Raw genomic sequence first — 19,024 nt, 5'->3', positions numbered from 1 at the left:
GCGAAAACAACCCCATGCAAAGTAGAATGGGCCGCCCGTTCGCTACTCGATCTCCTGCTGGATCATGCGGCCGAGCGCAAACAACCGCTGGTCGATCGCGGTGGGCACCTCGCAGACGAATTTGACCACGCGCTGCCGGTCTTCAAAGATCCGGGTTTGCCAGACCATTTGATTGTTGAGTTCGTCGATCTTGGGCTGATCGGGCGGGGACGCACCCTGCAGGGCATGCAGGGCGGATACATCGGACCGGATCTTGTCCGCGGCCTCGCGCTGCTTGCGGGTGATCCGTTCCAATCCGTTCATGACCGACGCGCGCTGCGCGTTGAGGCTGTCGAACAGGCCGGCGAACAGCAGCTTGCCTGTCGTGGCCTTGTCGGTCGCCGGGCTGCCAAGAAATTCCGTGATCAGCTTCTGGGCGTCGTCAAGGGAAGTCCGTCTTGCGGCCAGCCTCGACACCAGCGGGCTCACCTTGGCATCGTCCTTCCATTTGTCCTTGATGTCGTCGAGCGGCGGACCGGCCCACACCGCGGTGAGCGAGATTTCCGGCACCTTGGCCTGGGTGCACGGCCAGTCCGGATAGCGCGGATCGGCGGCCAAGCCGGCCTCGGTCGATGCCGCGGCAAGGAAGAGTGTCCCGATTGCGATCTGCCATCTCATGCTTCGCCTCCGGCGGGCCCGCGGCGGACCAGGCCGCGCGATGGATCATAGGCGTATATCGCACCGATCATGAAAGCCGTCGTGCAGCAAACCACGACGGCCAGTGAAATCCAGTTCATCTGTCCATACAGCGCAAAGCGTATCAGTTCGACGGCGTGCGTAAACGGATTGAACAGGCAGACATAGTAGAGCAAGGGGCTTCCCTCCTGCACTCGCCACAGCGGATAGAGCGCCGATGAAGCAAAGAACATCGGGAAAATCACAAAATTCATCACACCGGCAAAGTTCTCGAGCTGCTTGATGCCGGAGGAGATCAGCATGCCGAGCGCGCCGAGCATCAAGCCCGAAACGACCAGCGCCGGCAGCACCGTGAGATAGCCGATCGGCGGCGGCGCGATATCCCAGAACCACGCGATCAACAGGAAGGCGTAGACCTGGAGCAACGAGACCGCGGTTCCCGCAACCAGCTTGCAGAACAGGAGATACCAGCGCGGTAACGGGCTCACCAGCAAGGTGCGCATATTGCCCATCTCGCGATCGTAGACCATCGAGAGCGACGACTGCATGCCGTTGAAGAGCTGGATCATCGCCATCAATCCCGGCGCGATATAGACCTCATAGAGAATGTAGGTTTCGTATGGCGGGATGATGGAGATACCGAGGACCTGACGAAAGCCGGCGGCGAAGATGAACAGCCACACCAGCGGCCTGACCAGCGCCGAAATGAAACGTTCGCGCTGGTGCACGAAGCGCAGCGCCTCGCGCCACACAATGCCGTTCAGGCAGGTGACATATTGCGCGAGCGAGAAGCCGCTGTGGTGTCGGTTGACGGTCGTGGAGCTCATGACGCGGGGCTCCCGGGATCCACCGCAGCGCCGGTCAAGCGCATGAATGCGGAATTGATGTCACGGGCGCCGGCGTCGGCGATGATATTCTCGACCGGGCCATGCGCAAGAACCCGGCCCTGGTGCAGGACCACGAGGTCGTCGCCGGGCACGATCTCGTCGAACAGATGAGTGGCCCATAGCACGCCGATATCCTGCTCGATCACGAGCTGCCGGACGTGGCCGAGAATGTCGGCGCGGGCCTTGACGTCGAGCCCGACGGTCGCCTCGTCAAGCAACAGCAAGCGCGGACGATGCAGCAAGGCGCGCGCGATTTCCAGCCGCCGCATCTGGCCGCCCGAGAGGTCGCGAACCTTGCTGCAGGCGCGGTCCGCAAGGGCGATGCGCGTCAGCACTTCGTCGCTGCGCAGCCGTGCCTCGCGCTTGCCGATGCCATGCAGGGCGGCGTGATAGAGCAGGTTTTGCGTCACCGAGAGATCGAGATCGAGCGTCCGTGACTGGAATACCACGCCGAGCAGCCGCAGCGCTTCGCCTGGCGCAAGGCTGATGTCGTGGCCGAAAATGCCGATGCGTCCAGCCTGAGTTCCGAACAGCCGCGTGATCAGCGCGAACAACGTGCTCTTGCCGGCGCCATTAAGGCCAAGCAGCGCCGTGAAGCTTGCCGGCGCAACCGCGAAGCTGACGTCGATCAAAGCGCGCCGTGTGCCGTAAGAATGGCTGATGCCTTCGATCGACAATGCGGGAGTAGCCGCAGGATCGTCCCGGGAACGGGGGTCCGGCAAGATGGGTCCTTTGCTGTGTGCGTCGATGGCTGTCATGGCTGAGCAAACGTAATCCCCCAGGGCAGTTCGCCGACCTGGATTGTCTTGATCACTTTTTGCGCCGACACGTCGATCACAGAGACGTCGTTGGATACACCGTTGGTCACCAGCAGATATTTTTCGTCCGGCGTGAAGGCCATATGCCAGACCCGTTGGCCGACCAGAAGATATTTCGTGACCTTGTGCGTGGTGGCATCGACGACGGCAACGCGGTTGGCGGGGCCGAGCGCAATGAAGCCGGTCTTGCCGTCCTTGGTGATGGCGATGCCGACCGGCTGGATCGCCTCGCGCCGCAGGCCGGGAATGCTGAACTCGATCTTGCCGGTGATGGTGCGCTTGGCGGGGTCGAGGATGGAAACGGTGCCGCCGATCTCCGACGACACCCACAATTCGGAACTGTCGCGCTTGAACTCGGCATAGCGTGGCCGCGCATCGACCAGCACATTGGCGACGATCTCACGCGTCGCGGTGTCGATGAAATGCGCCATGTTGGTGGTCTCTGAAGTATTGATCAGGATCTTGCCGTCCGGGCTGAGGGCCATGCCCTCAGGCTCGACGCCGACCTGGATGTCACCCAGGCGGACGCGCTTTTCGAGGTCGATGATGGTTACCGTGTTGTCGTTCTCGTTGGCGACATAGAGCAGTTTGCCGGCGGCATCCTGGGTGAACAGTTCCGGATCGGGACCGGAGGGCAGGCTGTCCACCACCTGATGGGTCGCGGTATCGATCACCTCGATCTTGTCGTCATCGCCGACCGCGACCAGCACGAATTTGCCGTTCTTCGTGAATTCGATACCGCGCGGGCGCTGACCGACCTTGATGGTATGGGTGACGGCCCATTTGTCGGTATCGATCACCGATACGGTGTTGCTTTTCTCATTCGATACATAGGCGACGAAGGCCAAAGCGGGGCTGGTGGCCGTGAGCCACACCGCCATTCCGGAAAGCAGACACCGACGCCACATCCGCCATTCCTCCGTTTTTCAGTTCAGTTTGCATTTGGTTTCGGGCCGGTCGACGCCGAGTGTGTCGAGTTCGGAGTACTGATGCAAGAAACCCTCCTGCGGCGAAACCGAGACGACCATGCGGCCGTCGACCAGCAGGATCGGCTGGCGTAGCTGCAGGTTCCAGTCCCGCAGCGTCAGCCGCTGTCCCTTGAACGCGGCAACCGAAAAATCCGGCCGCTTGAGAAAATCAAACACCGATTTCGGGTCGCCCGAGTTGGTGCGCGATGTCGCTTCGCCGATCATGCGCGCGGCGGTCCAGGCCTGCATGTCCCGCGCCGTCATGCGCCGCGAATTCAGTTTGACGAAGCGGTTCTGGATCTGGATCGCACCCCATTGGTCGTGCGCCGCATCCCAACTTGTCGGCACGAGGCCTGCCGAGCCGGCGATCGGCCGCGGGTCCCAGGTCCGGTAGGGCAGGTAGGATGCGAACACTTCGCTTTCGTCCGCAGCGACGAGGACGTCATAGGCCGGGGCACCTTGCGTAAATACCGGCATTTGACGCTGGATCAGCGTGACGCCACTGTCGGTGCGCCGCGCGCCGCCGGTATCCTCGAAGACCTTTTCCTGAACGATTTTGGCGCCAAAGCGGGTCGCTGCGCGCCGCAGCGCATCGGCGTAAAGCTTGTCGGGCTCGTGTGAGCCGACCACCAGCAGCCAGCGCTTCCACTGCTTCCACACCAGATACTGCGCCAGTGCGTCAGCGAGCATCGAGCGAGTCGGGGCAACATGGATCACGTTGGCACGGCAATCCTGCTCGCGCAGCCGGTCGTCGATCGCACCACTGTTCAACAGCACGGTCTTGCGATCGCGCAGGGCATCGGCCGCCTTTAGCAGCGCGTCGGCGGGCAGATCGGCGATGATGATGCCATTGCGGTCGGCGAGGGCCATCGCCGCCTTGGCGACATCCTCGCCATCTTTCAGGCGAATTTCCTCGAGGAAGAAACGCTGATTGAGGAATTTTCCGGTGGTGTTGTTGTCCTCGATCGCCAGACGCGCACCGGCGATGCCGTCATTTTCCGACGGTTGCTCGACAAGGGACAGTTTCGATTTGATGCCGGCCTGACCGAGATAGCCGACGCGGATGTCGACGGGGTCGGCCGCGAACGCGGAACTGGCCACGAAGCTTAGTCCGATTGCGCCGATCAACCATCGGATCATGGACGTTCCCTGAATTCTCCTCCTCGACTTGACGACGATGGAGGGATACTTGTCTCGTAAGCACACTCGACTTGAAACTTGACTGAATTGTTCTAGCTTGCAAGTCCGCATTTCGTCGTTGTTCGACCGTCGATGTGAGGGATCACGATCATGAGAGCGCACGTCGTCTTTGCCGCGCTGATGCTGCTGGTGTCGGTGCCGGCGCGTGCCGATCCGCCGAAGCTCGCGATTTTCGATTTCGAGCTGCTGGATACCAGCCTCGAAGGCGAGATGAGGGGGCCTCAGGCCGACGAGCATGATCGGCTGATCCGCATCAGCGATCTGGTGCGCCGGCAGTTGACGGAATCCAGCAAGTTCGAGCTTCTGGACATCTCGCCGGTGAAAGCTGCGGCCGAGGGCAGCAATCTGCAGGCATGCGGTGGTTGCGACGTCCAGTATGCGCAGCGCATCGGCGCGGATCTCGTCATCACAGGTGTCATGAAGAAGATCTCGACCCTTATTCTCAACCTGACCATCTTCGTGCGCGACGCCCACACCGGACAGCTCATCACCGCGATGAATGCCGATTTTCGCGGCAACACCGATGAATCCTGGACGCGGGCGACGAGCTATCTCGTGCGCAACCGGCTGCTGGCGCCCAATTATGGCAAGCCCCAGCCATAATGGACTGCGCAAAATTTCAGGCTCTCAGGCGCGCGGCGTGCCAGCGCAGATGGTCGCCCATGAAGCTGGAGATGAAGAAATAGCTGTGGTCGTAACCGCCCTGGCGGCGCAACGTGAGCGGAATGTTCGCCTTCTCGCAGGCGCTTTTCAGCAATTCCGGCCGAAGCTGCTCGGCAAGAAACGAATCGGCGTCGCCGTAGTCCACCAGTAGATCGGAGAATCTGGCGCCGTCCTCGATCAACGCAACCGCATCATGTTTGCGCCAGGCCTGTCTGTCGCCGCCGAGATAGCCTCCCAGCGCCTTGATGCCCCACGGTACTTGCGAGGGAGCAACGATCGGCGCAAAGGCGCTGGCGGCGCGGTACCGGTCGGGATGGCGCAGTGCGACGGTCAGGGCGCCGTGGCCGCCCATCGAATGGCCGAGAATGGATTGCCGCCCGGCATCGACCGGAAAATTCGCGGCGACCAGTTTCGGCAGTTCTTCCGTGACATAACTCCACATCCGGTAGTTACGTGCGAACGGCGCCTGCGTTGCGTCGACATAAAAGCCGGCGCCGAGCCCGAAATCATACGCGCCGGCGGGATCACCGGGCACCTTGTCGCCGCGCGGGCTGGTGTCCGGCGCGACGAAGACCAGTCCGAGGTCAGCGCAGGCACTGCGGAACTCACCCTTTTCGGTGACGTTGGCGTGGGTGCAGGTCAATCCCGACAGATACCAGACCACCGGCAACCTTGCGCCATCCTGATGGGGAGGGACATAGACCGAAAACGTCATGTCGGTCCCGGTCTCGGCGCTGGCGTGCTTGTAAACACCTTGCGTGCCGCCATGCGATTTGTTCAGCGAAACCGTTTGAATTGTCATGAGCTCACCATTGCCGTGCCGTGCCGCCTCAGGCCACGCCGTTGTCGATGGCCAACCGCACCAGTTCGGCGGATGTGCGCACGCCGAGTTTGTGGCGCATGATCGAGGACGTATTGGCGACGGTCTTGTAGGAGGAATGGACCAGCCACGCGATTTCAGACAGGCATTTTCCTGCACTGAGCAGACGAAGTATCTCCATCTCGCGCGCCGTCAGTTTTGAAAGCGGGCTCCTTGCGTACGAGGGTCCGGCGAATGCAATGCTTTGCGCAATCGCCGGCGGCAAATAAACCCCGCCCTTTGCTACCTCGCGGATGGCGTCAACAAGGTCCTGGGGATCCCCGGTCTTGGAGACAAAACCCTTGGCGCCGACGTCGATGGCGCGCGCGGCGAAAACCGGGTCATCGTTCATGCTGAACATGATGATGCGCGCCGACGCATCGCGCCCGAGCAGGCGTCGCGCCAGTTCGAAGCCGGACACCGTCGGCAGGTTGATGTCGAGCACGCAGATATCGGGATGCAGTTCGCCGAACACGCGCTCGCCGCTCTCCGCGTCGGAGGCTTCCACGACATCGATCTCCGGCTCGTCCGCGAACAAGGCACGACAGCCTGAAGCTACGATGCGATGGTCATCAACGATCAGAACGCGCATTGGCATTGGTCCCGAATAGCCGCGTCAATCCCGTTGTGCACCGCATCAGGTGAAACACCCCGCGCAGACTTCGGGGCGATACCTGCCGTCGATGGTCATGCAACCCGGGCGATGTTGCTATACGCTTCGATTAGATAGACGCCTGTTTTATCTGTCAACGCTCTGCTCGATGATGAATTGAAGACGAGTTCGCTCTCAGGCAAAGGCGATTTCACTCCTGGACAAATGATATGTGGCAAAAACTTTCCTTGCGCGCCCGGATCAACCTGTTGCTCGCGCTCGTCCTCACGCTTGGTCTGGCCATCAATGTTGCGCGGCTTGTGCTCGAGGCCGGGCCCCGGGTTCAGGCTGAAGATCAAAGCGTCATACGATTGGCGCGCGAGTTCATCGATACGATCGTTGCAGGACTAAAAGAGACGCCGGATCCCGAAGCGCGACTGAACCAGATTGTTCACGACCTCAACAAGCTGCGTCACGTCAGCATTACGCGACAGAGCGAAGCCATCGCAAGATCCGGGATCGCGGACAAGCCGGACGACAATCCCGATGCACGCTCGCCGCCGGCATGGTTTGTCCGGCTTGTTCACCCCGAACAGACCACGGTGAACGTGCCGATTTCGATCAAGGGAAAACCGGACGCGCTGCTGATCACGTCGCATCCCAACGACGAGATGGCCGAAATCTGGGACGGGATCGTCACCCAGCTCATGATCGGCACCGCGATTGCGATCGTTCTTTTCCTCATTACCAGCAGGGTCGTTGGCCGGGCGCTCGCGCCGATCCAGACCCTTTCGGGTGCGATGGCGAAGATCGAGGCCGGCGGCTACGACACGCGCGTGAAACCGGACGGGCCGCCGGAACTCGTTGCCATTTGCGACAAGTTGAATCACCTTGCGGCCACTCTGGGCGATGCGGTTGAGGACAAGCGGCGCCTGGCCGAGCGCGTCGTCTCGCTGCAGGATGTCGAACGCAAGGAAATTGCCCGCGAACTGCATGATGAATTTGGACCCTATCTCTTTGCGTTGCGGGTACATGCCAGCGCGCTGACGCGGATTGCGGATGCGGGGGATCCGAACGGGGAGGCGACGCGAAGGCACGGCAGTGCCATATTGGAACAGCTGAATGCGTTGCAGCAGTCCAATCGCCGGGTTCTTGAAAAATTGCGTCCGGTGGGACTGACGGAACTCGGCCTTCGCGAGGCGCTCGGCGCGCTGCTGCGCCTGTGGGGTGAGTCTCACCCCGAAGTCGCTATCGAAACGGCGATCTCGCCCTCCTTGGGCGACACCGGCGAGACGGCTGACTTGACGATCTACCGCACCATCCAGGAAGCGCTGACTAATGTATTTCGCCACGCGGGCGCCACCTTCATTCAGGTAAGCGTTGAACCGGCCGAACTGCCTGTGGGGCATGCGCGTGGCGGCCGCGGCGGCGCGCTGGTGCGGGTTCGTGACAATGGCAACGGATTGGGGCCCGATCACAAGCTGGGCTTCGGGCTAACCGGCATGCGCGAGCGCATTTTGGCGCTGGGCGGCTCGCTGACGATTGCTTCCGGGGACAGCGGGGTAACGGTCGAGGCCCTGATTCCCCAGGACGTCGGTCGCTAATTCGGGAATTTTTCCCGAACTGGTTCGGGACGTTTTGAATGGTGCGCAACTTTTTTGACGCCCGTAAGATCGCCAGCGGCGTACCGGCAGACACCAATGCAGCCGGAATGGGATGGGACGAAGTAAAATGGGCGCGCGATTCCTGTTTATCGGGACAATATCACTGTGTCTGGTTCCCGGGAGTGACTGTGCTCAAGCCCAGGACGCGCGCGGTGCGACCGAGGTCTTGCCCGCCATCGAGGTGGTTTCTCCGGGGGCAGCTGCCAGGCCCGCCCGCAGCAGAAATGCGCCGCGGGCGACCAGGAACGTCCGCAGGGTTTTCGTCTATCCGACCGCGCCCACGCCGACGGCCGGTTCCGGAATGGATGTCGACAAGGTGGCGGCCAGCGTCAATGCGGTGGGGGCCGGACAGATTGCGCGCACCGGCTCGCTGAACATCGCGGACGCATTACAGCAACAGGTGCCGGGTATCATCATCAGTGATACGACCGGAAATCCGTTTATGCCCGACATACAGTTTCGGGGTTTCGTCGCATCACCGGTCGCCGGTACGCCTCAGGGACTGGCGGTTTACCAGAACGGCGTGCGCATCAACGAAGCGTTCGGCGACACCGTCAACTGGGACTTGATCCCGACGGCCGCGATCAGGTCGGTCACCGTCGTCACCAACAATCCCGCCTTCGGTCTCAATGCGCTGGGCGGTGCCGTCAACGTCCAGATGAAGGATGGCTTCAACTATCACGGCGCCGAAATCAACACGACGGGCGGTTCGTTCGGACGCATTCAGAGTTCGGCGCAGTATGGCAAGCAGATCGACAATTTTTCGGTCTATGGCGCGCTGGAAGGCGTGCGTGACAACGGCTTTCGCAATTTTTCGGAGTCGGCCATTCGCCGGTTCTACGGCGATGTCGGCTATCGGACCGATAGCAGTGAATTTCACCTCAACGTAGGCGTCGCCAAAAACAATTTCGGCGCGGCGGCGACGGTGCCGGTTGAACTGCTGCAGAATTACTGGGGCGCCACCTACACCACGCCGCAGACGACATCCAACCAGGTTGCCTATGCCAATCTGACCGGAAAGGTCGAGGCCACGCCGACCTGGACGATCGAAGGCTCGGCGCGCGTCCGCGCATTCCGGCAAAAAACGGTGGATGGCAATCCGACCGAGACGGAGCGATGTGGCGCCGATCCGGGCCTGCTTTGCTTTAACGACGACGACGTCCCGGCGAATGGCCTCAACGGCGTCCAGCTTGCAAATCCCTTCCCCGACAACGCCGTGCTGGGACAGATCGACCGGACCACGACCCGTTCGGTCACGACCGGTGCAACCCTGCAGGCAACCAATACCGACCAGCTGTTCGGGCACAACAACCAGTTCATGGTTGGCGCCAGTATCGACTCCGGCGTCACCCGCTTCGGGGCCAGCGCGGAACTCGGCACCATCGGTTCAAATTACGTCGTCAACGGCAGCGGCATCTATCTCGGACCATCCGGCGAGCCGATCTCGATCGGTCCGGTTTCGCTTCGCGCCACCAACCGGTACAGCGGGCTCTACGCGTCAGACACGTTCGACGTGACCGATAGATTTTCGATCACGGGCGGCGGCCGGTTCAACCATGCGCACATTCGGCTGGAGGATCAGATCGGTACGGCGCTCAACGGCGAGCATACGTTTACCCGCTTCAACCCGATGATCGGCGGTACCTACAAGATCACATCAGGCTTGACGGCTTATGCCGGGTATTCCGAGGCCAATCGTGCGCCGACCCCACTGGAACTCGCATGCGCCGATCCTTTGCGCCCGTGTCTCATCGCCGCATTCCTCATCGCCGACCCGCCGCTGAAACAAGTCGTGTCCCGCACCATCGAGGCAGGTTTTCGCGGAACGTCGGAGCTCAATATCGGAACGTTGAGTTGGAAAGTTGGTGCGTTCCGCGCAACCAATGCCGATGACATCCTCGCGATTCCGAGCCCGGAGCTGCAGGGATTTGGCTACTTCCAGAACGTGGGTTCGACACGGCGGCAGGGCATCGAGGCCCAGGTCAATCTGACGTCGAAGACACTGCAACTTTATGCCAGCTATGCCCTCGTGGATGCGCGCTTCCTCGACGCGCTGCAGGTCGGCTCCAACAGCCCGTTCGCCGATGACAACGGCAATGTCCAGATCCTGCCGGGCAATCGAATTCCGGCGATCCCCCGCAACCGGATCAAGTTCGGCATCGACTATTCGGTTACGGATGCCTTCAAGGTCGGAGGCGATGCGCTATTCGTCGACAGCCAGTATTTTGCGGGCGACGAATCCAATCAGGCGCAGCGACTGCCGTCCTATGCGGTCTTCAACCTGCACACCTCGTATCAGATCAACAAGACGTTCCAGATCTACGCCCGCGCGGATAACATCTTCGATAACCGCTATGCGACCTTCGGCACCTTCTTCGATACGGGCGACGTGCCCAATTTCGCCAATGGCGGTGCGCCTTTCACTGACGCGCGTTCGCTCAGCCCGGCGCGGCCGCGCGCCTTCTACGCAGGCCTGAAGGCGACCTTCTGAACGAACGGCGGGTCAGGGGATGCCGATCAAGGCCGGCCTCACAGCCGGCTCCACCAGGCATGGCCGATCCATCCCAGCGTCAATGCGCCTGCAATCCACAACAGGATGATTGCCCCCATTCCGGCCCGGCTGGTCGGACGCTGCGCGGCCGCGTTCGCCTTGGCGCGGCAGTCGACCATGATCTCATCGGGAATCAGCGTCACCACGAGCCAGATGCCCAAAGGCAGCAGGATCAACTCGTCGAGATAACCGATGATGGGGATGAAGTCCGGAATGAGGTCAATCGGCGACAGCGCATATCCGGCAACGGCAATGGCGAGCGCCTTCGCGTACCACGGCACGCGCGGATCGCGGGACGCGAGATAGATCGCGTGAGCGTCGCGTTTCAGACCCTTCGCCCACGATTTGATACGAGAGAGCATTGAGCCTTCCAGAGTACCAGGTTCCTTGGCCAAGGTGGCAGCGTGAGCAGAACTTGCGGGGCATTTCAGCCGCGCTTTTTGCGGGTCGATGACCGGGTGAGACGCAGGCGGCCATAGGTGCGCGGCAGAAACTGCTTGCCCCTGGTGCTGAGGAAATCGAGCATCGCCTGTGCCGGCGGCAGCAAGACCTTGTCCTTGCGGGCGAGCACGAACCATTGCCGGACCACGGGAAGGCCGTCAACGTCGAGCACAGTCAATCGTCGTTCGTCGAGTTCGGTAGCCACCGTGTGCGCGGAAATGAATGCAATGCCCAAACCTGCGATCACGGCCTGCTTGATGGTCTCGTTGCTGCTCATGGCAAGGCCGATCTTGGGACGAATGCCGGCGGATTCGAACAGCTGCTCCATCAGGCCGCGCGTTCCGGATCCAGGCTCGCGCGTCAGGAAAGTCTCGCTCGCAAGCTCGCCCGGCGCGATGCGGGATTTTCGCGCCAGGCGATGTCCCGTCGGCGCGATGATGACGTGGGGGTGATCGCCGATCAGGTGAACGTTCATGTCGATGTCGGCCGGCGGGCGGCCCATGATCGCAAAGTCGAGATCGTAGCCGCGCAACGCCGTGCCGATCTCCTGCCGGTTTCCGATCGAGAGCGTGACTTCGACGTCCGGATGCCGTTTCGAAAATCCTGAAATCATGAACGGCACGAAATATTTCGCGGTGCTGACGGCGCCGATCGAGATGCGGCCGGCGGTCTTCCCCGCCATCATCGCCATCGTGGTTTCGCAATCGGCGATCGCCGCCTCGATCCGCTCAGTCAGCGCCAGCACTTCGCGCCCGGCATCCGTCAGCAGCATGCCGTCGCCGGTGCGCTGGATCAGCGGCAGCCCGGCGAGTGCCTGCAAATTGCGAAGCTGCAGCGTGACCGCGGGCTGGGTGAGATGGAGCTGTTTGGCCGCCGATGTGACCGATCGAGTTTTTTGAACAGCGGCCAGTGCACGCAACTGGCGGATCGTCACTTCCCGCAATAACCGGCCTGCCATCGCCGCACCCTTTATAACAAAAACTTTGCTCAGACCAAAGATAACAAAATTTTACTAATTCGGCAAACTGCGTTTCCTTTGACATCGCGGATTGCCAAACCGGCAAGACGCTTGAGAGCCCCCGAAAGAGGGCACAGGGGAGACGGCCATGGACGAGCGCGTGACGCTGCGTTCACATCTCGATCGGTCCGCGTTGCAGACGCCGCTGCATGGCGCTGCGCTCGGCGACGTGATCAAGGCGATTGCCGCCGCTTCCATCGAGCTTGCCGGGCTGATCGCGGATGGGCCGTTCGCAGGCATCACCGGACGGCATGGCGGCATCAATTCTGACGGCGATCAGCAAAGGGATATCGATGTCGTTGCCGATGAATTGATACGGCGCGCCTTGCGCGGCACCCCGGTGGCGGCGGTTCTTTCCGAGGAAGCCGCGCTGCCGGAAACCTTGCGTCCCTCTGCGCCGTTCTGTGTTGCGATCGACCCGCTCGATGGATCGGCCAACCTCGACAACAATATCTCGGTCGGCACCATCTTTTCGATCCGCCCCAGGGGCAACGACCTGCTTTCGACCTTCTTCGAGCCCGGCACGGCGCAGTGTGCCGCGGGTTTCATCGTTTACGGTCCGCAGACCACACTCGTCCTCGCGCTCGACGCGCGCGTCGATGTCTTCATGCTCGATCGCCACGCGCAGGAATTCGTGCTGGTCCGACAGGCCGTGCAGATCGCACGCAATATGCCGGAGTTCGCCATCAACGCGTCCAATCACCGCCACTGGCACGGGCCGGTCCGCACCTATATCGACGAGTGCCTCTCCGGCACCAGCGGCGGCGGCGAGGCGGATTTCAACATGCGCTGGATCGGTTCGCTGGTGGCCGAAGCGCTTCGCATCCTGGTGCGCGGCGGCGTGTTCCTTTATCCGGCCGATGCCCGCCCGAGCTATCGGGAAGGGCGGCTTCGCCTGCTGTACGAAGCCCATCCTATGGCGCTGATCATGGAATGGGCGGGAGGCGCGGCGTCGACCGGGCGCCGGCGAATTCTGGAACTGGCTGCAAAAACCCCGCATCAGCGGGTGCCGCTGATCATGGGATCCGTGCACCACGTGCGCGACGTTACGGCCATTCACGACAGGATCGAACCGATGTTCGACAATAGCGACGCACCGCTGTTTGCGCGGCGCGGTCTGTTTCTCTGACGAGGCGATCGACATGTCGCGGGCTCATCCCATCATATCAATCACGGGTTCGTCGGGCGCCGGCACGACGTCGGTGAAGAAGACGTTCGAGCAGATCTTCCGCCGCGAAAAGGTGGTTGCGGCCTATATCGAAGGCGACGCCTTCCACCGCTACAATCGCTTCGAGATGCGCACGAAAATGCTGGAGGAAGCCGAGCGCGGCAACAAGCATTTCAGCCATTTCAGTCCGGAAACCAACCTGTTTGTCGAACTGGAAAGGATGTTCCGGGACTACGGCGAATCCGGCACCGGAACCACTCGCCACTACATCCACGACGACGAAGAGGCGAAGCTGTACGGCGCCGAACCGGGCACGTTCACCGACTGGCGCCGATTGCCTGAGAATTCCGACCTGCTGTTCTACGAAGGACTGCACGGCGCTGTGGTCACCGACAAGGTCAACGTCGCACAGCATGCCGATCTCAAAATCGGCGTCGTGCCTGTCATCAACCTGGAATGGATCCAGAAGCTGCACCGTGACCGCAGCGCCCGCGGCTATACCGCGGAGGCGGTGACCGACACCATCCTGCGGCGCATGCCAGACTACGTGAACTACATCTGTCCGCAATTCGCCGAGACCGACATCAATTTCCAGCGCGTGCCGACCGTCGATACGTCGAACCCGTTCATCGCGCGGTGGATTCCGACGCCGGATGAATCAATGGTGGTGATCCGCCTGAAGAATCCGCGCGGCATCGATTTTCCGTATCTACTGTCGATGATCCCGCACAGCTTCATGTCGCGCGCCAATTCGATCGTGATCCACGGCGCGAAACTCGATCTGGCGATGCAGCTCATCCTCACCCCGCTGATCCTGCAACTGATGGAACGCAAGAGGCGCACGACATGAACGCTCCCGTCCTGTCCCGTATTGCCGGTTATCCGGATGCTTCACACGCGGAAATGGCCAACGCGATCCGCTTTCTGGCGATCGATGCGGTTGAACAAGCAAAATCCGGTCATCCCGGCATGCCGATGGGCATGGCCGACGTCGCGACTGTCCTGTTCTCGCGATTCCTCAAGTTCGATCCTGCCGACCCGGCGTGGCCGGATCGCGATCGCTTTGTGCTGTCTGCCGGTCACGGCTCGATGCTGCTGTATGCGCTGTTGCACCTGACGGGCTATGAGGGCGTGACATCGGATGAACTCAGGGCTTTCCGGCAATGGGGATCGAAGACGCCGGGACATCCCGAGTACGGCCATACCCCTGGCGTCGAAACCACCACCGGGCCGCTCGGGCAGGGCATCGCCACGGCCGTTGGCATGGCGCTCGCCGAACGGCTGATGAATGCGCGGTTCGGCGACGACTACGTCGATCACTTCACCTATGTGATATCAGGCGATGGCTGCCTGATGGAAGGCCTCAGCCATGAGGCAATCTCGCTGGCCGGCCATCTCAGGCTCAATCGGCTGATCGTGCTGTTCGACGACAATGAGATTTCGATCGATGGCGCGACTTCGCTGTCGTGTTCGGATGACCAGCTCGCGCGGTTCAAGGCCTCCGGATGGTCGGCCTGCCGGATCGACGGCCACGACCCTGAAGCCATCGCCGCTGCGATCGAACGGGCCCGCACCAGCGATAGGCCGTCGCTGATTGCCTGCCGCACGCTGATCGGTTTCGGAGCGCCGAACCGCCAGGGCAGCGAAAAGGCCCATGGCGCGCCGCTCGGCGCCGATGAGGTCGCAAAGACCCGCGATGCGCTGAACTGGCCGCACCCGCCGTTCCAGATTCCGGAGCATATCGTGGCGCAATGGCGCAACGCCGGCGCACGCGGGCATGCCGCCCGCCGCAGCTGGATCGAGCGGACCAAGCGCGTCAGTGCCGCGACGCGCTCGCCGTTTCACGATGCCCTCAATCGCAATCTGCCGTGCGGCTACGTCGACGCGATGGCGGGCCTGCGCGATCGCTTCGCCGCCGAGCGGCCGAACATCGCGACCCGGCAGGCCTCGCAGCTGGTGATCGACGGGATCGCCGAGGCGTTGCCGAACCTGCTCGGCGGCTCCGCCGATCTGACCCATTCCAACCTGACGCGCGCCAAGACGCATCGGCCGGTGCAGGCCGATTGCCTCAGCGGCAGCTACATTCACTACGGCGTCCGCGAGCACGCGATGGCGGCGGCGATGAACGGCATCGCGTTGCATGGCGGCTTCATTCCCTATGGCGGTACGTTTCTCAGCTTCGCCGACTACAGCCGCCCCGCGATCAGGCTGGCGGCGTTGATGGGTATCCGCGTCATCCATGTGATGACGCACGACTCGATCGGACTGGGCGAAGATGGCCCCACTCACCAGCCGGTCGAGCATCTGGCATCGCTGCGGGCGATCCCCAATCTGCTGGTGTTTCGCCCCGGCGATGCCGTTGAAACCGCAGAAGCGTGGGATTGCGCGTTGCGCGCCCAAAATAGCCCGTCGCTGCTGTGCCTGTCGCGGCAGGCGATGCCGACGTTCCGCGAAGCTGGCGAGCCAAATCTGGTCGCGTTTGGTGCTTACGTCGTGGTCGATCCGGAGGAAGGCCGTGACGTCACGCTGATCGCAACCGGCTCGGAAGTATCGATCGCCATGCACGCCGCCGAATTGCTGGCGAGCCTCAACGTTCGCGCGGCCGTGGTCTCGGCGCCATGTTTCGATCTGTTTCGCCAGCAGTCGCGCGAATACCGCACTGCGGTGCTCGGCCGCGTGCCGCGCATCGGTGTCGAAGCCGCGGTCGAGGGCGACTGGGCGCGCTGGCTCGGCGACGACGGCGAGTTCGTCGGCATGACCGGCTTTGGCGCCTCGGCACCGGCCGAAACACTCTATCGCGAATTCGGCATCACCGCGGACGCCGTAGCAAAAGCGGCCCTGCGCTGCATCGCGCGCGCGAGGATGGCGGTGGACGGCGCATGACACCCCGCACACCAACAATGACACGGAGGTTCTAATGGCCAGGATCACATTGAGGCAATTGCTCGATCACGCCGCCGAGCGCGGCTATGGCGTGCCGGCGTTCAACATCAACAACATGGAGCAGGGGCTCGCGATCATGGAGGCGGCTTCCGCCGTCGATGCGCCGGTCATCATCCAGGCCTCGCGCGGCGCGCGCTCCTACGCCAACGACATCATGCTCTCGAAGATGATCGACGCGCTGGAGGAGATGCATCCGCAGATTCCGCTCTGCCTGCACCAGGACCACGGCAATGAGGAAGCAACCTGCGCCACCGCGATCCAGCATGGCTTCACGTCGGTCATGATGGACGGCTCGCTCAAGGCCGATGCCAAGACTGCGGCGGATTACGACTACAACGTCGACATCACCCGCCGCGTCGTCGACATGGCGCACTGGATCGGCGCCTCCGTCGAAGGCGAGTTGGGCGTGCTCGGTTCGCTGGAGCATGGCGGCGGCGAACAGGAGGATGGCCACGGCGTCGAGGGTGAGGTCAGCCACGATCAGCTACTGACCGATCCCGACCAGGCGGTCGATTTCGTCCGCGCCACCAAGGTCGATGCGCTGGCAATCGCGATGGGCACTTCGCACGGCGCCTACAAGTTCTCGCGCAAGCCGGACGGGGATATCCTTGCGATGCGGGTGGTCGAGGAGATCCATCGCCGGCTGCCGAATACGCATCTGGTGATGCACGGCTCGTCCTCGGTGCCGCAGCCGCTGCAGGACATGTTCAACCAGTTCGGCGGCGAGATGCCGCAAACCTGGGGCGTGCCGGTCGAGGAGATCGTCCGCGGCATCAAGCATGGCGTCCGCAAGGTCAACATCGACACCGACTGCCGGCTGGCGATGGCCGCGGCGTTCCGCAAGGTCGCGACGCAAAGCCGCAGCGAATTCGACCCGCGCAAATTCCTCAAGCCCGCGATGGACGCGCTGCGCGACCTTTGCCGTGAGCGCTTCGAGCAGTTCGGCACCGCCGGCCATGCCTCGAAGATCAAGGTCGTTCCACTGGCCGAGATGGCGAGGCGCTATCGCTCCGGCGCGCTCGACCCCCGCATCGGGGAGATGACCAATGCCGCATGACCTTTTGGTCCCCACGCTCCCGACCAGCCGCCGCACGCAACATGAGGAAACCAGTATGAACCAGCACTCGATGACCATTCGCGGCAAGGAACGCTACAAGTCAGGCGTCATGGAATACAAGAAGATGGGCTATTGGGAGCCCGACTATGTGCCAAAGGACACCGACATCATCGCGCTGTTCCGGGTCACGCCGCAGGATGGTGTCGATCCGATCGAGGCCGCGGCGGCCGTGGCCGGCGAATCCTCGACCGCGACCTGGACCGTGGTGTGGACCGACCGGCTCACGGCAGCGGAAAAGTACCGCGCGAAGTGCTACCGCGTCGATCCGGTGCCGAACTCGCCGGGGCAATATTTCGCCTATATCGCCTACGATCTCGACCTGTTCGAGAATGGATCGATCGCCAACCTGTCGGCGTCGATCATCGGCAACGTGTTCGGCTTCAAGCCGCTGAAGGCGTTGCGGCTGGAGGACATGCGGCTGCCGGTGGCCTATGTGAAGACATTCCAGGGGCCCGCGACCGGCATCGTGGTCGAGCGCGAGCGCATGGACAAGTTCGGCCGCCCGCTGCTGGGGGCCACCGTGAAGCCGAAGCTCGGGCTCTCCGGCCGCAATTACGGACGCGTGGTCTACGAGGCGCTGAAGGGCGGCCTCGACTTCACCAAGGACGACGAGAACATCAACTCGCAGCCGTTCATGCATTGGCGCGAGCGCTTCCTCTATTGCATGGAGGCGGTCAACAAGGCGCAGGCCGCGTCCGGCGAGATCAAGGGTACCTATCTCAACGTCACCGCCGGAACCATGGAGGACATGTACGAACGCGCCGAATTCGCCAAGGAACTCGGTTCGGTCATCATCATGATCGACCTGGTGATCGGCTACACCGCGATCCAGTCGATGGCGAAATGGGCGCGGCGCAACGACATGATCCTGCATCTGCATCGGGCAGGGCATTCGACCTACACGCGGCAGCGCAGTCATGGCGTCTCGTTCCGCGTCATCGCGAAATGGATGCGGCTGGCGGGCGTCGATCATATCCATGCCGGCACCGTGGTCGGCAAACTCGAGGGCGATCCGGCGACCACGCGCGGCTATTACGATATCTGCCGCGAGGACTACAATCCAATGCGGCTCGAGCACGGCGTGTTCTTCGACCAGAACTGGGCCAGCCTCAACCGGATGATGCCGGTCGCATCCGGCGGCATTCACGCCGGCCAGATGCACCAATTGCTCGATCATCTCGGCGAAGACGTGATCCTGCAGTTCGGCGGCGGCACCATCGGTCACCCGATGGGCATTCAGGCCGGCGCGACCGCCAATCGCGTGGCGCTGGAAGCGATGATACTCGCCCGCAACGAGGGCCGCGACTATCTGCGCGAAGGGCCGGAAATTCTGGCCAAGGCGGCAGAGACCTGCACGCCGCTGAAATCGGCGCTGGAAGTCTGGAAGAACGTCACCTTCAACTACGAATCGACCGACATGCCGGACTACGTCCCCACACCCAGCGTCGCAATGTAAGGAG

General features: G+C 62.3%; 17 protein-coding genes. 8 read left to right on the top strand and 9 right to left on the bottom strand.

Annotated elements, in window-relative coordinates:
- Nucleotides 1–42: 42 nt before the first annotated feature.
- The 5 genes from JQ567_RS21355 to JQ567_RS21335 are packed head-to-tail and all read right to left on the bottom strand — an operon-like array spanning nt 43 to nt 4,488.
- Nucleotides 43–657 (bottom strand): hypothetical protein, encoded by a 615-nt coding sequence (locus JQ567_RS21355; RefSeq protein WP_212440613.1) that lies wholly within the window; start codon nt 655–657, stop codon nt 43–45.
- The gene (locus tag JQ567_RS21350; RefSeq protein WP_212440612.1) at nt 654–1,502 is read right to left on the bottom strand and encodes an ABC transporter permease; all 849 of its coding nucleotides are present in this window, start codon (nt 1,500–1,502) and stop codon (nt 654–656) included. The genes JQ567_RS21355 and JQ567_RS21350 overlap by 4 nt, the downstream gene beginning before the upstream one ends.
- Complete coding sequence (locus JQ567_RS21345) at nt 1,499–2,320, bottom strand: ABC transporter ATP-binding protein (RefSeq protein ID WP_212440611.1); 822 nt, start codon at nt 2,318–2,320, stop codon at nt 1,499–1,501. The genes JQ567_RS21350 and JQ567_RS21345 overlap by 4 nt, the downstream gene beginning before the upstream one ends.
- Complete coding sequence (locus tag JQ567_RS21340) at nt 2,317–3,288, bottom strand: YVTN family beta-propeller repeat protein (RefSeq protein ID WP_212440610.1); 972 nt, start codon at nt 3,286–3,288, stop codon at nt 2,317–2,319. Before JQ567_RS21340 ends, JQ567_RS21345 begins: the two co-directional genes overlap by 4 nt.
- 18 nt (nt 3,289–3,306) lie before the next feature.
- On the bottom strand, nt 3,307–4,488 hold the full coding sequence (locus tag JQ567_RS21335; RefSeq protein WP_212440609.1) for an ABC transporter substrate-binding protein: 1,182 nt from the start codon (nt 4,486–4,488) through the stop codon (nt 3,307–3,309).
- 150 nt (nt 4,489–4,638) lie between these two features.
- Between JQ567_RS21335 and JQ567_RS21330 the strand changes: the two genes are divergently transcribed.
- On the top strand, nt 4,639–5,151 hold the full coding sequence (locus tag JQ567_RS21330; protein WP_212440608.1) for a DUF3280 domain-containing protein: 513 nt from the start codon (nt 4,639–4,641) through the stop codon (nt 5,149–5,151).
- 16 nt (nt 5,152–5,167) lie between these two features.
- Here the strand turns inward: JQ567_RS21330 and fghA are convergent, their stop codons facing one another.
- Together fghA and JQ567_RS21320 are read right to left on the bottom strand one after the other, a co-directional pair.
- Complete coding sequence (gene fghA, locus JQ567_RS21325) at nt 5,168–6,013, bottom strand: S-formylglutathione hydrolase (RefSeq protein WP_212440607.1); 846 nt, start codon at nt 6,011–6,013, stop codon at nt 5,168–5,170.
- Between the two features lie 28 nt (nt 6,014–6,041).
- A complete protein-coding gene (locus JQ567_RS21320; protein WP_212440606.1) occupies nt 6,042–6,662 on the bottom strand; it encodes a response regulator transcription factor in 621 nt (206 codons plus the stop codon).
- Between the two features lie 230 nt (nt 6,663–6,892).
- On the opposite strand from JQ567_RS21320, the gene JQ567_RS21315 reads away from it, so the two are divergent.
- Both JQ567_RS21315 and JQ567_RS21310 read left to right on the top strand, forming a co-directional pair.
- Nucleotides 6,893–8,266: a histidine kinase gene (locus tag JQ567_RS21315; protein ID WP_212440605.1), complete on the top strand. Its 1,374-nt coding sequence runs from the start codon at nt 6,893–6,895 to the stop codon at nt 8,264–8,266.
- Between the two features lie 112 nt (nt 8,267–8,378).
- Nucleotides 8,379–10,817 carry a TonB-dependent receptor gene (locus JQ567_RS21310; RefSeq protein ID WP_212440604.1) on the top strand — a complete coding sequence of 813 codons (2,439 nt, stop codon included), beginning with the start codon at nt 8,379–8,381 and terminating at the stop codon, nt 10,815–10,817.
- 38 nt (nt 10,818–10,855) lie between these two features.
- Here JQ567_RS21310 and JQ567_RS21305 read toward each other — a convergent pair whose 3' ends face one another.
- Together JQ567_RS21305 and JQ567_RS21300 are read right to left on the bottom strand one after the other, a co-directional pair.
- On the bottom strand, nt 10,856–11,239 hold the full coding sequence (locus JQ567_RS21305; protein ID WP_212440663.1) for a YkvA family protein: 384 nt from the start codon (nt 11,237–11,239) through the stop codon (nt 10,856–10,858).
- Between the two features lie 65 nt (nt 11,240–11,304).
- Nucleotides 11,305–12,276, bottom strand: coding sequence for a LysR family transcriptional regulator (locus JQ567_RS21300; RefSeq protein WP_212440603.1), 972 nt, complete (start codon nt 12,274–12,276; stop codon nt 11,305–11,307).
- A 148-nt stretch (nt 12,277–12,424) separates the two neighbouring features.
- Here JQ567_RS21300 and JQ567_RS21295 point away from each other — a divergent pair, with 148 nt between their 5' ends.
- The 5 genes from JQ567_RS21295 to JQ567_RS21275 are packed head-to-tail and all read left to right on the top strand — an operon-like array spanning nt 12,425 to nt 19,020.
- On the top strand, nt 12,425–13,465 hold the full coding sequence (locus JQ567_RS21295; protein WP_212440602.1) for a class 1 fructose-bisphosphatase: 1,041 nt from the start codon (nt 12,425–12,427) through the stop codon (nt 13,463–13,465).
- A 13-nt stretch (nt 13,466–13,478) separates the two neighbouring features.
- Nucleotides 13,479–14,354, top strand: coding sequence for a phosphoribulokinase (locus JQ567_RS21290; protein ID WP_212440601.1), 876 nt, complete (start codon nt 13,479–13,481; stop codon nt 14,352–14,354).
- On the top strand, nt 14,351–16,387 hold the full coding sequence (tkt, locus tag JQ567_RS21285) for a transketolase (protein ID WP_212440600.1): 2,037 nt from the start codon (nt 14,351–14,353) through the stop codon (nt 16,385–16,387). The genes JQ567_RS21290 and tkt overlap by 4 nt, the downstream gene beginning before the upstream one ends.
- A 34-nt stretch (nt 16,388–16,421) precedes the next feature.
- Nucleotides 16,422–17,504 carry a class II fructose-bisphosphate aldolase gene (fba, locus tag JQ567_RS21280; RefSeq protein WP_212440599.1) on the top strand — a complete coding sequence of 361 codons (1,083 nt, stop codon included), beginning with the start codon at nt 16,422–16,424 and terminating at the stop codon, nt 17,502–17,504.
- 55 nt (nt 17,505–17,559) lie between these two features.
- Complete coding sequence (locus JQ567_RS21275) at nt 17,560–19,020, top strand: form I ribulose bisphosphate carboxylase large subunit (protein ID WP_212440598.1); 1,461 nt, start codon at nt 17,560–17,562, stop codon at nt 19,018–19,020.
- Nucleotides 19,021–19,024: the final 4 nt, after the last annotated feature.

The organism is Bradyrhizobium sp. AUGA SZCCT0431, from assembly GCF_018131065.1.
GTDB lineage: Bacteria > Pseudomonadota > Alphaproteobacteria > Rhizobiales > Xanthobacteraceae > Bradyrhizobium.
The sequence above is the reverse complement of the archived record's forward strand: the minus strand, read 5'-3'. Positions and strand labels throughout refer to the sequence as shown.

Coding starts and splice junctions, on each gene's coding strand:
- JQ567_RS21355 (WP_212440613.1), bottom strand. CDS start 657: ATGAGATGGCAGATCGCAATCGGGACACTCTTCCTTGCCGCGGCATCG.
- JQ567_RS21350 (WP_212440612.1), bottom strand. CDS start 1,502: ATGAGCTCCACGACCGTCAACCGACACCACAGCGGCTTCTCGCTCGCG.
- JQ567_RS21345 (WP_212440611.1), bottom strand. CDS start 2,320: ATGACAGCCATCGACGCACACAGCAAAGGACCCATCTTGCCGGACCCC.
- JQ567_RS21340 (WP_212440610.1), bottom strand. CDS start 3,288: ATGTGGCGTCGGTGTCTGCTTTCCGGAATGGCGGTGTGGCTCACGGCC.
- JQ567_RS21335 (WP_212440609.1), bottom strand. CDS start 4,488: ATGATCCGATGGTTGATCGGCGCAATCGGACTAAGCTTCGTGGCCAGT.
- JQ567_RS21330 (WP_212440608.1), top strand. CDS start 4,639: ATGAGAGCGCACGTCGTCTTTGCCGCGCTGATGCTGCTGGTGTCGGTG.
- fghA (WP_212440607.1), bottom strand. CDS start 6,013: ATGACAATTCAAACGGTTTCGCTGAACAAATCGCATGGCGGCACGCAA.
- JQ567_RS21320 (WP_212440606.1), bottom strand. CDS start 6,662: ATGCGCGTTCTGATCGTTGATGACCATCGCATCGTAGCTTCAGGCTGT.
- JQ567_RS21315 (WP_212440605.1), top strand. CDS start 6,893: ATGTGGCAAAAACTTTCCTTGCGCGCCCGGATCAACCTGTTGCTCGCG.
- JQ567_RS21310 (WP_212440604.1), top strand. CDS start 8,379: ATGGGACGAAGTAAAATGGGCGCGCGATTCCTGTTTATCGGGACAATA.
- JQ567_RS21305 (WP_212440663.1), bottom strand. CDS start 11,239: ATGCTCTCTCGTATCAAATCGTGGGCGAAGGGTCTGAAACGCGACGCT.
- JQ567_RS21300 (WP_212440603.1), bottom strand. CDS start 12,276: ATGGCAGGCCGGTTATTGCGGGAAGTGACGATCCGCCAGTTGCGTGCA.
- JQ567_RS21295 (WP_212440602.1), top strand. CDS start 12,425: ATGGACGAGCGCGTGACGCTGCGTTCACATCTCGATCGGTCCGCGTTG.
- JQ567_RS21290 (WP_212440601.1), top strand. CDS start 13,479: ATGTCGCGGGCTCATCCCATCATATCAATCACGGGTTCGTCGGGCGCC.
- tkt (WP_212440600.1), top strand. CDS start 14,351: ATGAACGCTCCCGTCCTGTCCCGTATTGCCGGTTATCCGGATGCTTCA.
- fba (WP_212440599.1), top strand. CDS start 16,422: ATGGCCAGGATCACATTGAGGCAATTGCTCGATCACGCCGCCGAGCGC.
- JQ567_RS21275 (WP_212440598.1), top strand. CDS start 17,560: ATGAACCAGCACTCGATGACCATTCGCGGCAAGGAACGCTACAAGTCA.